Annotated in this window: 14 protein-coding genes; 10 read left to right on the top strand and 4 right to left on the bottom strand. The window is 45.6% G+C overall.

The window, feature by feature from the left end:
* Positions 1-230 precede the first annotated feature (230 nt).
* The 9 genes from KG118_RS15750 to KG118_RS15710 all read left to right on the top strand — a co-directional run bounded on the left by KG118_RS15750 (position 231) and on the right by KG118_RS15710 (position 15,122).
* Positions 231-3,200, top strand: a complete 2,970-nt coding sequence (locus KG118_RS15750; protein ID WP_117710772.1) for a PEP/pyruvate-binding domain-containing protein — start codon at positions 231-233, stop codon at positions 3,198-3,200.
* A gap of 197 nt (positions 3,201-3,397) precedes the next feature.
* Positions 3,398-5,911 carry a DUF4493 domain-containing protein gene (locus tag KG118_RS15745; protein ID WP_117710773.1) on the top strand — a complete coding sequence of 838 codons (2,514 nt, stop codon included), beginning with the start codon at positions 3,398-3,400 and terminating at the stop codon, positions 5,909-5,911.
* An 18-nt stretch (positions 5,912-5,929) separates the two neighbouring features.
* Positions 5,930-7,192: a DUF4493 domain-containing protein gene (locus KG118_RS15740; protein WP_117710774.1), complete on the top strand. Its 1,263-nt coding sequence runs from the start codon at positions 5,930-5,932 to the stop codon at positions 7,190-7,192.
* A gap of 10 nt (positions 7,193-7,202) precedes the next feature.
* Positions 7,203-9,371 (top strand): DUF4493 domain-containing protein, encoded by a 2,169-nt coding sequence (locus tag KG118_RS15735; protein WP_117710775.1) that lies wholly within the window; start codon positions 7,203-7,205, stop codon positions 9,369-9,371.
* 13 nt (positions 9,372-9,384) lie between these two features.
* Complete coding sequence (locus tag KG118_RS15730; protein WP_117710776.1) at positions 9,385-10,119, top strand: hypothetical protein; 735 nt, start codon at positions 9,385-9,387, stop codon at positions 10,117-10,119.
* Between the two features lie 6 nt (positions 10,120-10,125).
* On the top strand, positions 10,126-10,965 hold the full coding sequence (locus tag KG118_RS15725) for a hypothetical protein (protein ID WP_117710777.1): 840 nt from the start codon (positions 10,126-10,128) through the stop codon (positions 10,963-10,965).
* 7 nt (positions 10,966-10,972) lie between these two features.
* The gene (locus KG118_RS15720; protein ID WP_117710778.1) at positions 10,973-12,562 is read left to right on the top strand and encodes a PCMD domain-containing protein; all 1,590 of its coding nucleotides are present in this window, start codon (positions 10,973-10,975) and stop codon (positions 12,560-12,562) included.
* A gap of 15 nt (positions 12,563-12,577) precedes the next feature.
* On the top strand, positions 12,578-14,302 hold the full coding sequence (locus tag KG118_RS15715) for a DUF4493 domain-containing protein (protein ID WP_117710779.1): 1,725 nt from the start codon (positions 12,578-12,580) through the stop codon (positions 14,300-14,302).
* Between the two features lie 19 nt (positions 14,303-14,321).
* A complete protein-coding gene (locus KG118_RS15710) occupies positions 14,322-15,122 on the top strand; it encodes a DUF4493 domain-containing protein (RefSeq protein ID WP_117710961.1) in 801 nt (266 codons plus the stop codon).
* Between the two features lie 588 nt (positions 15,123-15,710).
* Here the strand turns inward: KG118_RS15710 and KG118_RS15705 are convergent.
* On the bottom strand, positions 15,711-16,616 hold the full coding sequence (locus tag KG118_RS15705) for a metallophosphoesterase (RefSeq protein WP_117710780.1): 906 nt from the start codon (positions 16,614-16,616) through the stop codon (positions 15,711-15,713).
* Positions 16,617-16,724: 108 nt separating this feature from the next.
* Between KG118_RS15705 and menA the strand changes: the two genes are divergently transcribed.
* On the top strand, positions 16,725-17,636 hold the full coding sequence (gene menA / locus KG118_RS15700) for a 1,4-dihydroxy-2-naphthoate octaprenyltransferase (protein WP_117710781.1): 912 nt from the start codon (positions 16,725-16,727) through the stop codon (positions 17,634-17,636).
* Positions 17,637-17,639: 3 nt separating this feature from the next.
* Here the strand turns inward: menA and rfbB are convergent, their stop codons facing one another.
* From rfbB to KG118_RS15685, 3 genes are all read right to left on the bottom strand, one after another.
* On the bottom strand, positions 17,640-18,779 hold the full coding sequence (rfbB, locus tag KG118_RS15695) for a dTDP-glucose 4,6-dehydratase (RefSeq protein WP_117710782.1): 1,140 nt from the start codon (positions 18,777-18,779) through the stop codon (positions 17,640-17,642).
* A gap of 19 nt (positions 18,780-18,798) precedes the next feature.
* Complete coding sequence (rfbA, locus tag KG118_RS15690; RefSeq protein WP_117710783.1) at positions 18,799-19,680, bottom strand: glucose-1-phosphate thymidylyltransferase RfbA; 882 nt, start codon at positions 19,678-19,680, stop codon at positions 18,799-18,801.
* A gap of 134 nt (positions 19,681-19,814) precedes the next feature.
* Positions 19,815-20,306, bottom strand: coding sequence for a metallophosphoesterase family protein (locus KG118_RS15685; protein ID WP_117710784.1), 492 nt, complete (start codon positions 20,304-20,306; stop codon positions 19,815-19,817).
* Between the last annotated feature and the right edge of the window lie 9 nt (positions 20,307-20,315).

The raw sequence follows: 20,315 nt of genomic DNA, 5'->3' as shown, positions 1-20,315 counted from the left end.
ACAAACAACACTGCAAATATAGGAAAACTTTTCAAAACGCCTAAGCATTGCAGCAATATTTTGATTAAATAATAATAAAACGTCAGATTTCATAGAATATAAATAATGAGAAAACCGGAATTAAGCTGTCCTATGCAAATACATTGCCAAAGCAAATCTTTCTTCCCCATTCTTCATTCTTCATTTTAATTGCTACTTTTGTCCTCCGAACTAATAAACCATGAGAATCCATGCTTAGTAAGTTTAAATTGAACCAGCTATATTTCAAAGATACGCAGTTTGCCAACCTCATGACACGACGTATCTTCAATGTGCTTTTAATCGCCAACCCTTATGACGCTTTCATGCTGGAAGACGACGGACGTATCGACGAAAAAATCTTCAATGAATACACCTCGCTCTCCTTGCGCTATCCGCCACGTTTCACGCAGGTATCCACTTGCGAGGAGGCATTGGCGCAACTGTCTTCCATGCCCTACGATCTTATTATATGTATGCCCGGAACAGGAGACAATGAAGGGTTTGATGTGGCACGAAATATCAAAGGACAATACGAGCATATTCCCATGGTAATTCTGACCCCGTTCAGTCATGGCATCACCAAACGCATTGCCAATGAAGACCTCAGTCCGTTCGAATACATCTTCTGCTGGTTGGGCAATACTGACTTGTTGGTGTCTATCATCAAACTGATTGAGGACAAAATGAATCTGGAGCATGATGTCAGCGAAGTCGGTGTGCAAATCATCCTTCTGGTAGAAGACGGCATCCGCTTCTACTCCTCCATCCTGCCCAACCTCTATAAATTCGTATTAAAACAGAGTCAGGAATTCTCTACCGAAGCCCTGAACGCCCACCAACGTACGCTCCGCATGAGAGGACGCCCTAAAATAGTCCTTGCACGTACTTATAATGAAGCAATCGGCATATACGAAAAATACAAGAACAACATTTTGGGAGTTATCACAGACGTTCGTTTTCCCCGCATAGAGCGTGGTGAAAAAGACGCGCTTGCAGGTATAAAGTTATGTGCCGCCATACGCAAGGAAGACCCGTTTGTCCCGTTGATTATACAATCTTCCGAATCGGAAAACGTATTGTATGCCGCCAAATACGATGCGTCTTTCATCGACAAGAATTCCAAGAAGATGGACGTGGACTTACGCCGTATCGTATCGGATAATTTCGGTTTCGGCGACTTCATCTTCCGCAACCCCGACACATTGGAAGAAATCGCCCGCGTCAAAAACCTGAAGGAACTTCAGAACATCCTCTTTGCAGTACCGGCAGAATCGTTCCTGTACCATATCAGCCGCAACCATGTGAGCCGCTGGCTCTATTCGCGTGCCATGTTCCCCATTGGCGAGTTCCTGAAGCCCATTACATGGAACAGCCTGCAAGACGTAGACGCCCATCGCAAAATCATCTTCGAGGCAATCGTGAAGTACCGCAAGATGAAGAACCAGGGAGTGGTAGCGGTATTCAGACGTGACCGTTTCGACCGTTACTCGAATTTCGCCCGCATCGGAGACGGTTCATTGGGCGGAAAAGGACGTGGCCTCGCATTCATCGACAACATGGTGAAACACCACCCCGAATTCGAAGAATTTGAGAACGCCCGTGTTGCCATCCCCAAGACCGTAGTGCTCTGTACAGATGTATTCGACGAGTTCATGGAAACCAACAATCTGTATCAGATAGCCCTCTCTGACGCAGACGATGATGTGATTCTGCGTTATTTCCTGAAAGCCAAGCTGCCCGACCGTCTGGTTGAAGACTTTTTTACTTTCTTCGATGTAGTAAAATCGCCTATCGCCATCCGTTCCTCCTCCCTGCTGGAAGATTCGCATTACCAACCTTTCGCCGGAATATACAATACTTATATGATTCCTTACCTGGATGACAAGTATGAAATGCTCCGTATGCTCAGTGATGCAATCAAGGGGGTTTATGCCTCTGTATATTTCCGTGACTCCAAGGCTTATATGCAGGCCACAAGCAATGTAATCGACCAAGAGAAGATGGCCGTTATCCTGCAAGAAGTGGTCGGCAACCAATATGGTGACCGTTACTATCCTTCCATGTCGGGTGTGGCACGCTCGCTCAATTACTACCCTATCGGCGACGAAAAAGCCGAAGAAGGCATTGTCAACCTGGCACTCGGCTTAGGTAAATATATCGTAGATGGCGGCATGACCCTCCGCTTCTCTCCCTACCACCCCAATCAGGTGCTGCAAACCAGTGAAATGGAAATTGCGCTGAAAGAAACCCAGACACGTTTCTATGCCCTCGATTTGCGTAATGCCGGTCACGATTTCTCTATCGACGACGGCTTCAACCTATTGAAGTTGCACGTAAAAGAGGCCGAGAAAGACGGTTCGCTCAATTACATAGCTTCCACCTACGACCCGTACGACCAGATTATCCGCGACGGTTTATATCCGGGCGGACGTAAAGTCATCACCTTTGCCAACATCTTGCAACATGATGTATTCCCCCTGCCCCGTATTCTGCAATTGGCATTGAAATACGGGCAACAGGAGATGCGCCGTCCTGTAGAGATTGAATTCGCAGCTACCATGAGCCGGGAAAAAGACAAGACCGGCACATTCTACCTATTGCAAATCCGTCCGATTGTCGACAGCAAGGAAATGCTCGATGAGGACCTCACGGCTATTCCCGATGAAAACCTGCTGCTCCGTTCCAACAACTCCCTGGGACATGGCATCATGAACGAACTGCAGGACGTAATCTATGTAAAGACCGATGATTACAGCGCCTCCCACAATCAGGAAATTGCTTGGGAGATAGAAAAGCTGAACCAACAATTCTTAAATGAAGGAAAGAATTATATTCTGATAGGCCCCGGACGTTGGGGTAGCAGTGATACTTGGTTGGGTATTCCCGTGAAATGGCCTCATATCAGTGCCGCACGTATCATCGTGGAAGCCGGACTGACGAATTACCGTGTCGATCCCAGTCAGGGAACGCACTTCTTCCAGAACCTTACTTCCTTTGGAGTAGGCTATTTTACGATTAATGCGTTTATGAACGACGGTGTATACAATCAAGACTTCCTGAATGCACAACCTGCTGTGCATGAGACCAAATACTTGCGCCATGTCCGTTTCGAGCATCCGATAACGGCCAAAATGGACGGGAAGAAGAAACAAGGAGTGGTATTACTGCCCCAACCCTAACAATTCATAATCAAAAATAAGCTAAAAAGCACTTTAAACAACTTTTCTTTTTTTGCAGGAAATGGGACAAATGATGTCCCATTTTTCATTTATCGCTGTAAAATAAGGCTTTACAGGGCTATTTTATCGCCAAAAAACAGTATCTTTGTCCCCAGTTTTAGATTTTAATAGGTAAAAAAGATAATTAAGTATTGTCAATGGGCAAAAAATACACAACTATTCTGACCCTGTTTGCAACTATATGTTTCATATTATCCGGATGTGAACAGGATGACGAACAAATATCAAACCGAGGCAAGCTTAATCTAAGATTGGCAGCCGATACAAGCGTGGAAAGTACCATCACACGCGCAACTACTGATGAAGGTACAAAACCCGATATAAACAATTTCACTATTGCAGTTCTTCAGAATAATAGCATAAAACTCTCATGGGATAAATATGCCGACTTTACAGACGGCACAGAGATACCGGCCGGCAATTATACCTTGAAGGCAGCTTATGGAAACATCGAGACACAAGGTTTTGATGCTCCATATTATGAAGGGATAGAGGACTTTTCTATCAAGAAAAGTGAAAGCACGGATGTATCCGTAACTTGCCGTCTCGCCAATGTAAAAATCACCACTGAATATACAGAAACTTTCAAAAAATACTTCACCGACTATTCCGTTAAGATACGTCCGGCCGGAGGGTCAGACATTACATTCAGTAAGAGCGAAACACGTGCGGCATACGTCAAGCCCGGAAAAGTAAGCATTTACATGACAGGCAGCAAGCAACAAGGAAACAAGGTAACATTTGAGCCCTCTCCCATTGAAGATGCAAAAGCGCGTACACATTATCGTATCAAATTTGATGTAAATGCGGGCGGAACCGAACTGAACATATCTTTCAGTGAAGAAACGGAGAGAGAGCCGATAGTTATCAATATCTCGGATGAAGCCCTGAATACGTATCCGCCTTTTTTCACTCCAACAGGATTTGAGTCGGGAGTGGCACAGGAATTAATAGAATGGACAGAACCCAAATCGCAACTGTCCACCCTGTTGACGGCACGTGGCGGTATTGCCAAGTGCATACTGATAACCCGTTCGCCCTCCCTCATAGAAAAAGGCTGGCCCGACGAAATAGACTTAGCTAATCCCGACCCGAGTGTTCTTGCCACCATGCAAGGATTAGGGTTGGCAACCAAAGGACTGAGTGCCAATATTGATAAGATGGCAATACTGGACTTTACCAAAGTATTGGTTAATATAGCCTATTCTGAAGCGAACAGTGAAAGTACTTTTACTCTTATTGCCACAGACAAGCTGAATAAAGTGAGCGAAGTACCGTTAGTGCTCAAAATAAAATCCTTGTCCAATGATTTTGATGTGGCCCAGCCTATGAACGTCATGCGGGGAAGTACCTCCATACAGCTGACCATAACTCTAAAAGGAGACATCAGCAAAGTCCGGTATCAATATCAAGCATACGGATATTGGCAGTCGCTCACTCCTGCAAAAGTGGAAAGTGATGTAGAAAAGCATCAAATCTTCCTGCCGTTCGAAGAAATACAAGACCCGCAACAAATCAAAATCATCGCAGGTGATAAAGAAAATATAGTAACCGTGGGAATTGGAGAATCCTCATGTTCATTATCTTCTCCGGAAGGGAGTGTATGGGCAAAGAAAGCTACCATATATTTAGTAGGAGATACGGAAGGAACAACCGAATACCTCAAAACCGTAAATGACATTACCTTAGAGTACAAAAAAGAATCGGGTGCATGGTCTTCTCCAACGCAAAAAAAGGTAAAAGAAGCAATTGAAGTAACCGGATTGGAACCTAATACTAACTATACATTCAAAGCAATCATCAAAGGAACGAATACAATCAAAGTGCTCAATGAGATTTCTGTCAAGACGGAAGAAGAATTGCAAATACCCAATTCCGATTTTGAAGAATGGTCGGAAAACAAAGTATGGGAGAAAAGCTCAGCCATTGGCGGACAAGTTATCTATGCTTACCATCCTTACAAATCAACAGATACAGACAGATGGTGGAGTACATATAATGATAAGACCACCCAAGAGTTGGCTGATGCATCATGGTATTATGGCGCATATCCGGGTAGTGTGCCAACCAATGCTGCCAATATGCACACCGCAAGCTGGCATTTAAACACGTATAAAGGAATGAGCTTAAATACCGGAGCTTTCGATGGAAATGTATCAGTAGAGCTATCGACAGTCGGTTGGGGTAAAAACAACTGGGGACCCGGAACTGATACCGGCGTAAACTATGCAGACCAAAGAACAGCAGGAAGATTATTTATCGGCACATACGACCGTAAGACTCAAACAGAAACTTTGGGACATTCATTTGAATCCCGTCCGGCTGCCGTTCACTTCTATTATACATTTTATTCATACAATGGAGAATCAGCAAAAGCGTATGTGGTTTTAGAAGATGAGAATAGAACGGTAATAGGTAAAGGAGAACTGATCATTTCCACAACTACCAACAATTACCTGCCCGGTACTATTAACATAAACTATACAGAAGCAAAAAAAGCCAAATATATAACAATTATGTTCTTGTCGAGCGCATCCGACTCTCCCTCCACATTAGCTGTTGTGGGTAATAGCGGAATGTTTAGCGGATACGGTGACTCCCGTCATATCGGCAATATATTAACCATCGACAATGTCTCATTAGAATATTAAAGAAATAAACAACGAAATATGAAGAATCTAACAGCAATATTTACCCTGGCGTTTTTCACATTACTTGCATTCTCTTCATGCGAGCGTGAAACGTGGAATAGCGGAAAAGTCACTGAAGAAGTAGACAATCGCGCTGAAGGACAAATAAGTTTGTCTGCCCTCCAAGTTTCTGTTGACGAGAGTACTTCCACCGTAACCCGTGCTGTCAGTACGAATGATTTCATTATCCGCATCTACGATAAGGATAAAGAAGGAAAAATGGTGCAAGAATGGAAGTATAGCGAAATGCCCGAAATATTCACTCTCAAAGTAAGCCATTACAGTATTACTGCCATGTCTCACGAGGTGCAGCCGGCTGAATTCGAGAAACCCTATTATTTTGCCAAGCAAGATTTTGAAATAACCGAGAATACAGTAACCGACCTGCAAGCGTTGGTTTGCTCCCTGAACAACATCAAAGTTAGAATAGAGTATGACGATGAGCTTAAAGCCCTGCTCGGAGAGGATTCCAAAGTGGGAGTTTCTCTTGGAGAAGGTCATCTGGAATATGCCAAAGATGAAACACGCGCAGGATATTTCAAAGCTATCGGCGAAACAAACATTCTGATAACCGACCTGAGTGCGACTGTAAACGGAGAAAAGGTTACGATGTCCAAAGCATTCATCGACGTGCAACCCGGAGAAGAGCGCATCATCAAATATTCAATGAAAGAAAACAGCGGGGGTGACGGCGAAAATGGAGAGATGGGAGGTATTAATATACAAATAGACGTCACCTGCGATATTGTTGAAAAAGACATCACCATAGATCCGGAAGATGAAGAGTTGATTCCCGATAATCCCGATCCGGACGAGCCAGACGACCAGACCCAACCAACTATCGTGGGTAAGGATTTCGATATCAATCAAAGCATTACCATTCCGGCAGAGACTTCCCCGGAGAATCCTTATCCGGTTGTTGTAAAAATCGCAGCGCCAAACAGCATCCAGAAACTGGAAGTAGGCATCACATCCAGCAGCTCGGACTTTACCGGAGCTATTGCCGACTTGCACCTCACGGACTTTGACTTGGCAAATCCGGCAGAGAACATATTAGGAACTATCAAAAACTTAGGTTTACCTTACGGAGACCAAGTAACCGGAAAGACTGATATGGATTTTGACATCAGCGGATTCACAGGTATGCTGGCCGGTTTCTCCGGTACTCACCAGTTCAGTCTGAAGGTTACGGACAATACGGGAAAAACAGCCTCCGCCATATTGACTTTAAAAGTAAATTAATTAAAGCTCGATGATAAGGAAATATATAAAATACAGCTTAATATGTGCAGCGGTGATTGCCCTCACCTCCTGTACGGAAAAAGACATCCTGAACGGAGAAGGTACACTTCATCTGCAAGTCGGTGTAACCGACCGGATAAGCGTAACTACCCGTGCGATGTCCGATGAGCTGCAAGACTCTTTACAGCAACATTGTACTATCAGCATTTTCAGTGACAAGGGAGTGATACGCCGCTATACAGGTGTCAACGAAGTGCCCGGAGCACTCTACCTCTCTTCCGGAAGTTATACAGCCCAAGTGATTGCCGGAGATTCGGTGCCTGCATCTTTCGAGACCAAATTCTACAGAGAAGCAAAGCCATTCGACATCAACAGCGGAGAAGTAACCAATCTCAACCTGACCTGCGGCATTGCCAACACAGTAGTTGCCGTAAAGTACGATGAAGTATTGAGATCCGTTTTCCAGACTTATAAAGTCACGGTTTCCAGCGTGGACGGAACATTAAATTACCTGCCGGAGAGCAAAGATTCCATAGGATACTATATGTTGCCCGAAGACGACAGAACTCTGTCTTGGAAGTTGGAAGCAACCACTCCCGACGGTAAGAACTATACCAAAGAAGAAAACATTAAGGATGTGAAATCCGCCTACCGCTACGATCTCTCTTTCAACTTTGTACCTACGGAATACGAAGTAGGCGGCGGTATGGTACAGGTAAGCGTCAATGCCGAACCCATAAAAACAGAAACCGAAGAAGTGCAAATCTACCAGCGTCCCATATTCCAAGGGGTGGGTTTTGACATCACTTCATCCGCTTTTTACGAGATAAATCAAGGCACAAAGTTGGAATATACCGTAACCACCACAGCCTTTCTGAAAGAGCTCTCCATGTCGTGCCGGCAATTGGCGGACTGCGGACTTCCTGCACAAATGAATCTCATGAAACTGACGCCTATGGAAAGAGGACGCCTGAAAGACAAAGGGCTGGAATTCGTCTCCGTATACAATGCAGGTAGCGGTATGGGAACCATGACGGTAACTTTCTCGGACCACTTGATGAAGCAAATCACTGCCAAGGAAGGAACATACAACATCGTGCTACACGCCACCGATGCCCGCGGACGCACCAACGAAGGATTACTCTCCATATCGGCTTCCGATGCAACGGTGCTGACCAAAGACGCTCTCGAAGGCGAAGTATGGACATCCAAAGCCACCCTGCGAGGCGGTTTGATGAAAGAAACAGCCGAGCCGCTGACATTCCGATACCGGGCAGTAGGTTCGTCCTCATGGGAGGAAACAGAAGCAACCCTGACAGGTAAAGAACTGACAGCTTCCGTCACCGGACTGAAAGTTGCCACCACCTACGAGTACGTAGCCGTAGCGGGAGAGAAAGCATCCTCGGTGGTCTGCAAGTTCACTACCGAAAAGGCGGCGCAGCTTCCCAATTCGGGATTCGAGAACTGGCACGGTTCCAAGCCGGCTTATGTGTTCGAGTCCGGCGGAACGATGTTTTGGGATACCGGTAATCATGGTTCCAAGAAAGCAAGTGTGGACATCACTACCTCGGACGATGCGGTGAAACACAGCGGCAACTATGCAGCCAAGTTGGAGTCCAAATTCGCCAGTATGTTGGGTATCGGACAGTTTGCCGCAGGAAACATATTTACCGGAAAATATTTGGAAACCAAAATGGATGGTGTTACCGGAAACGGAGTAATAGGTTGGGGACGTCCGTTCAATTCCCGCCCGACAGCACTACATGGCTATGTACGCTATATATCCGCTACGGTAGACAACGACAACAATTGCGACTATATCAATACCGGCGACCCCGACATAGGCAGTATCTTCATTGTACTGGGCAACTGGCCCGGCGAAAGCTATGGCGGCGAGACTTGGCCGGTAATCGTCAAGACCAATTTCAAGAATATCAACAGTGCGCAATTGTTTGATGTGAACAGTGAATATATCATAGGCTACGGTGAAAAGGACTTCACCTCTTCTACCGAAGGCGAAGGGATGATAGAGTTCACCATTCCGGTGGACTATCGCTACACCAACCGGAAACCTACGGCTATCATCATCGTAGCTTCATCCAGCAAGTACGGTGATTATTTCAGCGGCGGGGTAGGCAGTACCATGTGGCTTGACGACTTAGAATTAGTTTACGAATAAAAAACATCGGGAAGTGAGACAAAAAACAATCATTATAGTACTGATTCTGGCTGTCATTGCAGGCGGTAAAGCCCGGGCACAAGAGTTCAAGCGCCACATCGAGCAAAGCACTTTTGTACCCAAAGGGCAATGGGTCGTAGGAAGTTCCATATCCTATTCGGAGCACACCGAAGACAATTATCAGTTCCTGATTATCGACGGATTCAATTCCGACGGCTATACTTTCAAAGTCAGTCCTTTGATATGCTATGCTTTCAAGAACAATATGGCAGCCGGCGGGCGCTTCGCCTACAGCCGTACCCTGATGAAAATAGACGGGCTGACCTTGAATGTTGATGATGACAACCAGTTCGACATCAACGACTTGTACCAGTTAAAGCATACCTATTCCGGCATGCTGATTCTGCGCAACTATATCAGCTTGGGCCGGAGCAAGCGTTTCGCGCTGTTTAATGAGACCCAGCTTGAATGGTCGGGCAGCCAGTCCAGGGTGATAAACGGAAAAGACGAGTCCGTCACCGGAACCTTTGCCACTACCACCGGCATGAGCATCGGAGCCGCCCCGGGCATTGTGGCTTTCATCAACAACTATACAGCCGTAGAGGTCAGTATCGGCGTACTTGGCTTGAACTTCAGCAAGACCAAGCAGGTCACCAATCAGGTGTATCAGGGCGAATATTCGTCCAGCAGTGCCAATTTTAAGATAAACTTATTTTCCATAGGCTTGGGACTGGCCTTTTATTTGTAAGAGAGGATGAAGAAGTTACTTATATATATAGTGTGCATTATAGCGGGAGCGGAAATGGCAGGCGCACAAGAGGTGCATACAATATATGTGCACGATACGATTTACATTGAACGCCCTGAAGCGAAAGCCTCACCGGTGGACAGTACCGATATTATCTACACCAAGCCTATCGGACGTTTCGACCGGGGTATCATCAACTACCGCTTCATCCCCAAAAAGAAATGGGTGGGCGGGCTGACGTTCTCGTACGTGAATTTTGACGGAGAAGACAGCAGGCTGCTCTTTTCATTGCTAAAGGACTTTGACTGTAACTTCCGTACGTTGTCGGTAAAGCCGTTCGTGGGTTATGCTTTTAAAGACAACATTATAGTGGGACTGAAAGCCGGTTATAACCATACCGTAGCCGACTTGGGAAATATCTCACTGAGCATTGACGATGATTTGAGTTTCGACCTTAAAGACATACGCTATTCGGAAGACTCATATAGCATCGCCCTGTTCCACCGTTCTTATGTGGGACTGGACAGGGGCAAGCGTTTCGGTTTTTTCAATGAGAGTTCCCTCTCCTACAACAACGGAAGCAGCGTATTCAGCCGCGGCAAGGAAGAAACCCTGAAGCGCACGGAGACAACGATACACGAAATACACTTGGGACTAAACCCCGGTGTGGCCGTATTCATCATGGAGAATGTATGCGCCGAGATGTCCTTTGGAGTTGTCGGCTTCAAATACAGAATAGAGAAACAAAAGAATAATGAAGGCGAAACCGGTAAACGAAGTACCAGCGGTGCAAACTTCAAAATCAATTTGTTCAATATCAATATAGGAATTACACTTTGCTTGTAAGACATAAATGAAGAAGATAGAAACATATATCACCGGATTGTTCATGCTGCTGGCAGCCCTGCTGACCTCCTGCATAGAAAACAATGTGCCCTACCCCACCGTAAAGCTCGATATCACCGCACTTGAGGTAGAGGGGGAAACCACGGGAGCGGTTATCAGCACAGAAAACCGTACAGTGACGGTCACCCTTGCCGATACGGTAAATATGAAGAAAGTATATATCAAGAAGGTGGAGATGACGGCAGGCGCCAAAAGCATATTGCGTGCGGATACAACTTTCGACCTGACCAATCCGCAAACGGTTATCTTGTCTCTCTATCAAGACTACCCTTGGAAGATTATAGGTAAGCAGCCCATCGAACGCCGCTTTGCGGTAGAAGGCCAGATAGGAGAACCGGTTTTCTATGTCAGCGAAAAGGAGCACAGAGCCATCGCTTACGTCAGCAAAGAACAGAATCTTGAGAAAATCAAAGTTACTGACTTGAAACTGGGGCCTACAGGGGCTACGATACACGGATATGACGGCGCTTCCACCGTTATGAACTTTTCGGGCGGCAAGCCGCAGATAGTGATAGTGACCTACCGTGATGTATTGGAAGACTGGACGCTGAACGTATTCGAAACTGATGCTGTACGGGTTACTTCGGCAGACGGTTGGGTCAACGTAGCTTGGCTGTATGGCGAGGGTCTTGCCGGCGAAGACAACGGGTTTGAGATACGCGAAGCTACTTCCGATGAATGGCAGAAAGTGGACGCCTCGTATATGCAGACCACAGGCGGCAGTTTCTCGGCGCGCATTCCTCACCTGAAAGCTGCAACGACCTATGCTTGCCGCGCCTATTCGGGCACATCCGTCAGTACGGAAAAGACTTTCACTACCACTACTGCGGTAGAGTTACCGAACGCGTCTTTCGATTATTGGCACATGAGCGGCAAAGTTGCCAATCCTTGGGAAGAGAACGGGCAACAATTCTGGGATACCGGTAACGTGGGTGTCACCACCGCCAGTTCCAGCAACTCCGTTTCTACCGACGACACGGCGACCGGAACAGGCAAAGCAGCCAAACTGACCTCCAAGAATGTGATTGTGAAATTTGCCGCCGGCAACTTGTTTGTGGGCAACTTCATCAAGATAGACGGAACAAACGGTATTCTGAATTTCGGTCAGCCTTTCACCGGTCGCCCTACCAAGCTGAAAGGATATTACAAATATACCACTGCTCCGATTTCCAGTATACCTGACGAAAGCCATCAGGACTATGCACGATTCAAGGATTACAAAGGAGTACCGGACACTTGTTTCATCTACATCGCTTTAGGTGACTGGACGGAACCGGTAGAAATACGCACCCGTGCCACCAACCGCAAGCTGTTCGACAAGAACGATGAACACGTGATAGCGTATGCCGAAATGAGCAGCGGAAGCACGGTGACAGACTATCAACAATTTGAATTAGAATTAGATTATCGTGCCACCAACCGTATACCTACTTACCTCATTATCGTTTGCTCGGCAAGTAAATACGGGGACTTCTTTGTAGGAGGGGACGGAAGTACTCTCTGCGTAGATGCGTTTAGTTTGGATTATGATTACTGAAAGGGATAAGAAGATATGAGAAACGGAATACAATACATATTAATACTATGCCTGCTTTGCGGTATTGTGGGTTGTCAAGAAGACATTCTGCAATCACCTGCCAAAGGAAAAGGACGGCTTGTACTGAAGGATGTAGAGATTTCGGTAGAAGCCTCAGCTGAAGCAATTACCCGTACAACAAGTACTTATGAAGCGCCAACGCGTGACCAACTGACGTACAAAGTTACTAATACTCAAACAGGAGTTGTGGTATACGAGCAGTCCGGTGAACTCACATCTTTGGTGTTAGACGAAGGTTTTTATAAATTGGAGGCTCGTTACGGAGAAGAAACAATGGGAACAACTCCCTACTTATATACTTCCACTGAAGAGTTTCAAATAATAATGGCAACAGAAATAGAGAAAAGTATTTCAGTAAAGTTGTCATGTGCAATTGTGCATCCTGCAATAGCAGATAAGTTACTCGAACAGTATAAAAGCTACAAAATTGAAATCTCCGATGGAACAAGTACACAAGAGATAACAAACAATGCTGACTATTTCGTACCGTCCGGTAAAGATTATATATTAACCCTGTCAGGTACAAATGCTATAAATGAAGAAAAATCCAATTCTTGGAATCTGAAAGAAGTTGTTATTGCAAATCGCTATACATTGAATTGCAATCCCAATTTACCTTCCTTTACATTGCCGGAACAAGTAGAAGGAAATGTGTGGAGTAAACGTATTTATATAAATCCAATGACAAAGGAAAATATGCTTTCTCAACCTGAAATGGCAGAAAAAGTAATAAGAAACATTACATATGAAGCATCAACTGATGGGATAGAATGGCATCAAGCAATACTTGAAAATAGTAATTGGGTAATAAAAGGACTCCAACCTTCTACAACTTACACTATACGTTCACGTTTTGGTAACATAGTAAGTATTAATACATCAAAAAGTTTAAGGACAGAGGATGCACAATCTCTAAATAATGGAGATATGGAAAGTTGGAGCCAAGATGAATTATATGGAGGGCAAGGAGCAAGTTGGTGTGCAAAAATAAATTTAGTAAAAGCAACAGGATGGGATACCCGAAATGCAAAAACTACAGATGGTGCTTCTTCTAATGCAAGTAGTACGGCAGGTACTATATGGCCTGCCGACACAAAAGGAAGCTATGCTGTATGGTGGAAATGGTGTTCCGGAACTACCTCTACAACAGATTCTCATATAGGTAATGCAGCGAATATTTCTACATTAGCTTTATATAACGGAAGAGTATATGGAAAATGGGAAGAAAGTGAAGTTATAAGTTATACACAAGAAAATAACACTGTTTATCCAGGCTATTTATTCACTGGCACATACAATAAAGACAAAGACACATATGATTTAGGTATTTCTCATAATTCCCGCCCAAATAGTATCGCATTCTATTGCAAGTATATACCAGGGAATGGTGGAGACAACTGCATTGCATATGCTAAACTCTATGACAGTACTAAAAATGTAATTGCAGAAACTCAAATTTTAAAAGAAAATTCTATTAATCAGTATAAAAGGCAAGAATTATCTTTCAATTATATAGATATGCAAGCCAAAGCCTATTACATCGGTGTGTTCTTCCAATCAGGAGAAAATAAGGCTTTTTCTAGTACAACATTAGTAGATGCAAGTTCTACTCCTTTCAAAAATGCCCGTTTTGTTGGCAGTCAATTATTTATTGACGATATAGAATTAATTTATGAATAATAAAAACTCAACAATAATAATGAAACACCTTTTAGTATTAGCAGGAATTGCTTTAATGGCAGCAGCTTGCACCGGCAATGATGAGCCCGTACAGGGATATGGACAAATAAATCTATCTTTGGGGAATACTGTGAACCCGGAAATAGAAGTGAGTACCCGTGCTTACCAAATACTTACCACGGATGAAGCTAAGGACTATTGGATAGAAGTTCTTCAGAATGGCAAAAGCGTATTAGAGCCTACGAATTATCTGAACTTTATGAACACCAATCCTATATTTCCCAGCGGAGAAGGTTATGCCGTAGCGGCGCAAAGCTGTACGGAAGAGGAAGCTCAGACAGCCAATGGCGGAGCAGGTCAAGTGAGATACACAGGCACAAGTGACGCTTTCGCTATCGCGGTAAGCAGCACAAGTGATGTCACCGTAAGCTGCACTATGGCAAACGCCAAAGTCAGCATTGTGTACGATGAGGAGTTTACAAAGTATTTCACAGATTATAAAGTAACCGTTTATGAAGCCTCGAATGAGTCCCGAAAAATAGAATTCGATGCCAACGGCAAATACACCCCGTCACAAGGAGGTAGTGCTTACGATGCCGTATTTTTCAATATAGACCAAGACCCTACTCTGAAATGTGAGATATCCGGCACTTATAAAGGTATTCTACGCAAAGCCGGTACCACTGTGAATCTTGAAGCCGCCAAATGGTACAAGCTGAAAGTAAAAATCAGCCCCAGCGGACATATCGACTTAAACATAGGAGTAGACAATACGGTAACTGACACGGAAGTGGATGTAGAAGTCAATCCTTACGTATAAAAACTCCCTACATATTCTCAGACTTCAGCAAGAAGTATGACAAGTCAAACGCATCATATATTACGAGTAGATACATGATGCGTTTGGCTTTAACCAATAATGCGTTTGTCCCCTACGCATCATGCAATTCTTTCCGATACATCCTCCGTTTATCTACCTAATACAGTTTCACGCCCCTACCCTTCCACCCTCCTGAAACCTCCTATTCATGCGGGATAGCGGGTGGAACCCCATATCGCAGACTGCACATCCCGGCAATTCCAATGACACATCTCAGCTTCCCGGACAACACACCTTAGTCCCCCTAACCTCACACTTCAGCTCCCTTAACCACGGGCATTTGTCTTGCAAACCACAGGCATTTGAAGAGTTGAGGTGTGAGGTTAGGGGGACTAAGGTGCGGCATTAGGAAAGCAAAAAGCCGGTTCCACCCGCTACCCCGCATGAATAGGAGGTTCCGAAAGGGTGGAAGGGATGCAGGTACAAACTAAAATCCAAGAAAATCCTCTATTCTTATATATATGATAATCTGTTTTGATGTACATCAAAACAGATTATCATTATAGGAAAAAAAAATTAGTTCCGGACTTACTTCAGCCGTTTCAGCGTAATCACCACCACCTCACTCGGTGCAAACAAGCGGATATTCTTGTTGGAAGTACCGATGCCGTTGGTAATGATAATCGGAGTGTTATTAGAATTATACCTCAACCCGGTGAGGAAACGTTGTCCGTAATGAGAGGGAATGATAGGTGCGTACAAACCGAATAAAGTAACCTGTCCGCCATGCGTATGCCCGGCAAGAACCAAGTCGGTATTGGTAATGGGAACATCTTCGGCATAGTCGGGAGTATGCGTCAGCAGTATAACGAAGTCATCGGGAGAAAGGGAAAGTGTAGGCGACTGCCCGTTCTGTTCGAGGTTGAAAGGGTCGCGCACTCCGGCTATCACAATCCGTTCGCCGTTCCGCTTTAAGGTATCCACCTTATGCTCCAGCAGACGGATGCCCTGACGCTCCATTTCTTTCAGAATATCATCATAGCAGGCCTCATAATCGTTGTTTCCAAGAACGGCATAAGTACCCAAAGGCGTCTTTACAGCTCCCAATGCCGCTATCACATCGGGAACATATCCGCAACCCTCATGCAAATCACCGCCTATCAGCAAGGCATCGGCTTTCAGGTCATTCAACAGGCGGGTTATATCTCCCAAACCTTCCTCTTTCAGCAAGCTCTGGTAATGCAAATCGGAAACAAAAGCCAGCCGGCAACCGTCGAATGAAGCCGGGACATCACGATGCGCAAACTCATATTGCTTGACGCGCTTCACATTTTTATATCCGGACGCGGACGATTTGGAGGCGCTAATGGAATACTCGGCAGGAAGCGGCGAAGTAAAATTCTGTGTGGACTGACAAGAAGAAAGAAACAACACCGCCAAAGCTGAAACAAACAGCAGGCTCTTAAACTCCCTATAAAACATCACTTGGCACATAGGCTTATCTTTATTGTTTTAACGAAATAAATAATTTTACTCAAACAGTAGTGCAAAGATAACAAATCCTTTGACTATCTTTGTACTATAACTTTCTAAAAAATCAACATGGAAGCAATAAAATCCAACTCATTCCGCGCATGGGTACTTGCCGCCCGCCCCAAGACACTAACGGGAGCAATCATTCCTGTACTGATAGGTTCTTCACTGGCATTTGCTGACGGAAATTTTGACATAATCCCGGCATTGCTGTGCGCACTGTTCGCTTGCGGTATGCAGATTGCCGCCAATTTCATCAACGACCTATACGATTATCTGAAGGGCAGCGACCGTACAGACCGCCTCGGTCCGGAACGTGCCTGCGCGCAAGGATGGATTACTCCTGCAGCCATGAAACGAGGAATTACCGGTATGCTTATATTCTCCTGCCTCATGGGGTGCGCACTGCTGCAACAATGTTGGGGAAAATTGCCGCATGGCGGTTGGGAACTGATTCTGTTGGGGTTACTCTGCGTGATATTCGCTTTCCTATATACCACCATCCTCTCCTACCGAGGTTGGGGAGATTTGCTCGTATTGGCATTCTTCGGTTTCATCCCCGTAGGCGGAACATACTATGTGCAGGCCCATGCCCTTACCGCCGACGTATGGATAGCGTCACTTATCTGCGGACTGGTAATAGATACCTTATTGGTAGTGAACAACTACCGCGACCGCGAGCAGGATGCCCTCAGCGGCAAACGCACGCTGATTGTCCGCTTCGGCGAGCCTTTCGGCCGTTATCTGTATCTGGGATTAGGCATAGCCGCCGTTTTGCTAAGCCTGTGGTTTGTCCATACCGCCAAGATAGAACCGCTTGCTTTTATCTGGGCCCCCTGCATCTACCTGTGCCTGCACGTGCTGACTTGGCGTAAAATGGCAGCTATACGAAGCGGTAAAAAACTAAACAGCATATTAGGTGAGACTTCACGTAATATGCTGTTCTTCGGCTTGCTGCTAAGCCTTGCGTTTATTCAGTAACGATTATTTCTTTCCGTACATTCTTTCGTAGTATTTCTGATAATCGCCGCTGGTAACTTCTTCCACCCAGCCTTGATTGTTCAGATACCACTCGATGGTCTTCACGATGCCGGTCTCGAACTTCGTTTCGGGATACCAGCCTAAGGCATCCGTTATCTTGGCGGGGTCTATGGCATAGCGCTGGTCGTGACCGAGACGGTCTTTCACGAAGGTTATCAAATCTTCGTTTATCCAGCTGATGTCAATCTGTCCGCCGGCATCTTTGACTTGCTTTTTAAGTACGGCGCGATATTCGGGTTTCTCTTCCATCAGGCGGCGGATAGTGGCGATAGTCAGTTTTACAATCTCCAAGTTGGTCTTTTCGTTATGACCGCCCACGTTATAAACCTCACCCTCTACTCCTTTGCGCACAACAAGGTCGATAGCCTTGCAGTGGTCTTCCACATACAGCCAGTCGCGCACATTGCTTCCGTCACCGTATACCGGAAGATTCTTGCCTTCAAGGATATTCTTTATAATCAGCGGAATAAGTTTTTCCGGGAAATGGTACGGTCCGTAGTTATTGGAACAACGGGTAATAGTGACCGGCATTTTATAAGTGTCATGGTATGCCATCACTACCATATCGGCACTTGTCTTGGAAGCGCTGTACGGGCTGTGCGGGCATAGCGGGGTGTTTTCCGTAAAGAAGCCTTCCGCTCCCAACGAGCCGTAAACTTCGTCCGTAGATACTTGGTGATAGCGCACACCGCTACGCCAAGTGGGATAACCGGATTCATCCTTGCCCGTTACCCATGCGCGACGGGCAGCGTCAAGCAGATTCTGGGTTCCCAAAATGTTTGTCGTCAGGAAGAGCTGCGGATTCTCAATGCTGCGGTCTACGTGACTTTCGGCGGCGAAGTTCACCACATAGTCAAATTTGTACTTCGCAAACAGTTCGTCCGCAAGGACACGGTCGCAAATGTCACCCTTAACGAAGAAACAACGTTCGTCGTCAATGTCTTTGGCAATAGTACCCAGATTTCCTGCATAAGTCAGGGCATCCAATATTACCACTTTTATATCATCGTGCTTTGCCAGAATGTATTTTATATAATTAGCTCCGATAAATCCGGCGGCGCCGGTCACAAGATAAGTCTTCATATATTTATATAGTTATGAATTATGAATTAGTTCGGTATGAGTCTGCAAGTTCCATCAGGTATTTGCCGTATTCCGTCTTGCCTAGTTGTTCACCGAGACGGTAGAGTTGGTCGAGGTCTATCCAGCCTTTACGCCATGCTATTTCCTCGATGCAGCTCACACGGAAGCCCTGACGGTTCTGTATGGTAGCCACGAAATTGCTGGCTTCGAGCAGACTGTCGCAATTGCCCGTATCGAGCCAAGCAAAACCACGGCCGAACAGTTCCACCTTCAGCGTGCCTTCTTCCAGATAAAGGCGGTTGAGGTCGGTAATTTCATATTCGCCGCGGGCGGAGGGCTTCAAGGCGGCAGCCTTTGCCGTCACTGTGGAGTCGTAGAAGTATAAGCCGGGAACTGCATAATTACTCTTCGGCTGTGCGGGCTTTTCTTCCAAAGAAATAGCCTTGCCGTCGGCATCGAACTCTACCACGCCGTATGCACGCGGGTCTTTTACATAGTAACCGAAGATGCACGCGCCTTTCTCTATGGAAGCCGCACGCTTCAACATGGCGGAGAAACCCTGCCCGTAGAACATATTGTCGCCCAGAATAAGGCAGCCCGGCTCACCGTTCAAGAATTCGGCGCCAAGTACAAAAGCCTGTGCCAGTCCGTTGGGATTCTCCTGTACCTTATAAGAAAAAGACATTCCAAGCTCTTCGCCCGTTCCTAATAAATCGCGAAACATAGGCAAGTCGCGCGGAGTGGAGATAATCAGTACTTCACGTATTCCCGCTAACATCAATGTAGAGAGGGGGTAGTAAATCATGGGCTTGTCGTAGACAGGCATTATCTGTTTGGAGATAGCCTTGGACAATGGATAGAGACGAGTGGCACTGCCACCTGCAAGAATAATTCCTTTCATATTTCAGTTCTTTATTGGATTGACTTCAAATGTAGAATAAAATAAGAAGGAGGACTATGCCCCACGGCTCTCGTTGCTATTCAGGACACAAAGTTCTGAAAAAGTTCTGACATGGCAAAATTATAAAGTCAAAATCAACCTGCAAGCTCTATGACTTCAAGGTCCTTGAACACGCCGTTGTCTACTGCGAAACGCACCATAGTACGCACTTTATGAAAGCCGTAGATACCTGCCGCACCGGGATTTATATGGAGCATTCCCAGTGTCTTGTCAAATTTCACCTTTAATATATGCGAATGCCCACTGATGAACAGCTTGGGGGGATGCACCAAGATACTTCCCTGTATGGACGGGTCGTACTTGCCGGGATAGCCGCCGATGTGTTTCATCAGCACCTCGGCGCCGTCTACCGTAAAACGGAGCGTTTGCGGATAGAGCCGGCGCAGGTCTTGCCCGTCTATGTTGCCATACACTGCACGGAACGGACGGAAAGCCGCCAGCTTCTGCGCCACTTCCAATGTACCGATGTCACCCGCGTGCCATATTTCATCACACGGTTCAAAGTATTGCAGGTACTTCTCATCCCAATATCCATGCGTATCCGACAGTAAACCAACTTTTGTCATTTTTCCTTT

The sequence above is a fragment of the Bacteroides propionicigenes genome (genome assembly GCF_018390535.1).
In the GTDB taxonomy this organism is placed as follows: domain Bacteria; phylum Bacteroidota; class Bacteroidia; order Bacteroidales; family Bacteroidaceae; genus Bacteroides; species Bacteroides propionicigenes.
Note: the sequence above shows the minus strand (reverse complement) of the source record. Positions and strands in the feature narration are given on the sequence as shown.

Bases quoted from the DNA above. Each gene is read 5' to 3' on its own strand.
- KG118_RS15705 (WP_117710780.1), bottom strand. From the start codon at position 16,616: ATGTGCCAAGTGATGTTTTATAGGGAGTTTAAGAGCCTGCTGTTTGTT.
- rfbB (WP_117710782.1), bottom strand. From the start codon at position 18,779: ATGAAGACTTATCTTGTGACCGGCGCCGCCGGATTTATCGGAGCTAAT.
- KG118_RS15740 (WP_117710774.1), top strand. From the start codon at position 5,930: ATGAAGAATCTAACAGCAATATTTACCCTGGCGTTTTTCACATTACTT.
- KG118_RS15745 (WP_117710773.1), top strand. From the start codon at position 3,398: ATGGGCAAAAAATACACAACTATTCTGACCCTGTTTGCAACTATATGT.
- KG118_RS15725 (WP_117710777.1), top strand. From the start codon at position 10,126: ATGAAGAAGTTACTTATATATATAGTGTGCATTATAGCGGGAGCGGAA.
- KG118_RS15735 (WP_117710775.1), top strand. From the start codon at position 7,203: ATGATAAGGAAATATATAAAATACAGCTTAATATGTGCAGCGGTGATT.
- KG118_RS15715 (WP_117710779.1), top strand. From the start codon at position 12,578: ATGAGAAACGGAATACAATACATATTAATACTATGCCTGCTTTGCGGT.
- KG118_RS15710 (WP_117710961.1), top strand. From the start codon at position 14,322: ATGAAACACCTTTTAGTATTAGCAGGAATTGCTTTAATGGCAGCAGCT.
- KG118_RS15720 (WP_117710778.1), top strand. From the start codon at position 10,973: ATGAAGAAGATAGAAACATATATCACCGGATTGTTCATGCTGCTGGCA.
- KG118_RS15685 (WP_117710784.1), bottom strand. From the start codon at position 20,306: ATGACAAAAGTTGGTTTACTGTCGGATACGCATGGATATTGGGATGAG.
- menA (WP_117710781.1), top strand. From the start codon at position 16,725: ATGGAAGCAATAAAATCCAACTCATTCCGCGCATGGGTACTTGCCGCC.
- rfbA (WP_117710783.1), bottom strand. From the start codon at position 19,680: ATGAAAGGAATTATTCTTGCAGGTGGCAGTGCCACTCGTCTCTATCCA.
- KG118_RS15750 (WP_117710772.1), top strand. From the start codon at position 231: ATGCTTAGTAAGTTTAAATTGAACCAGCTATATTTCAAAGATACGCAG.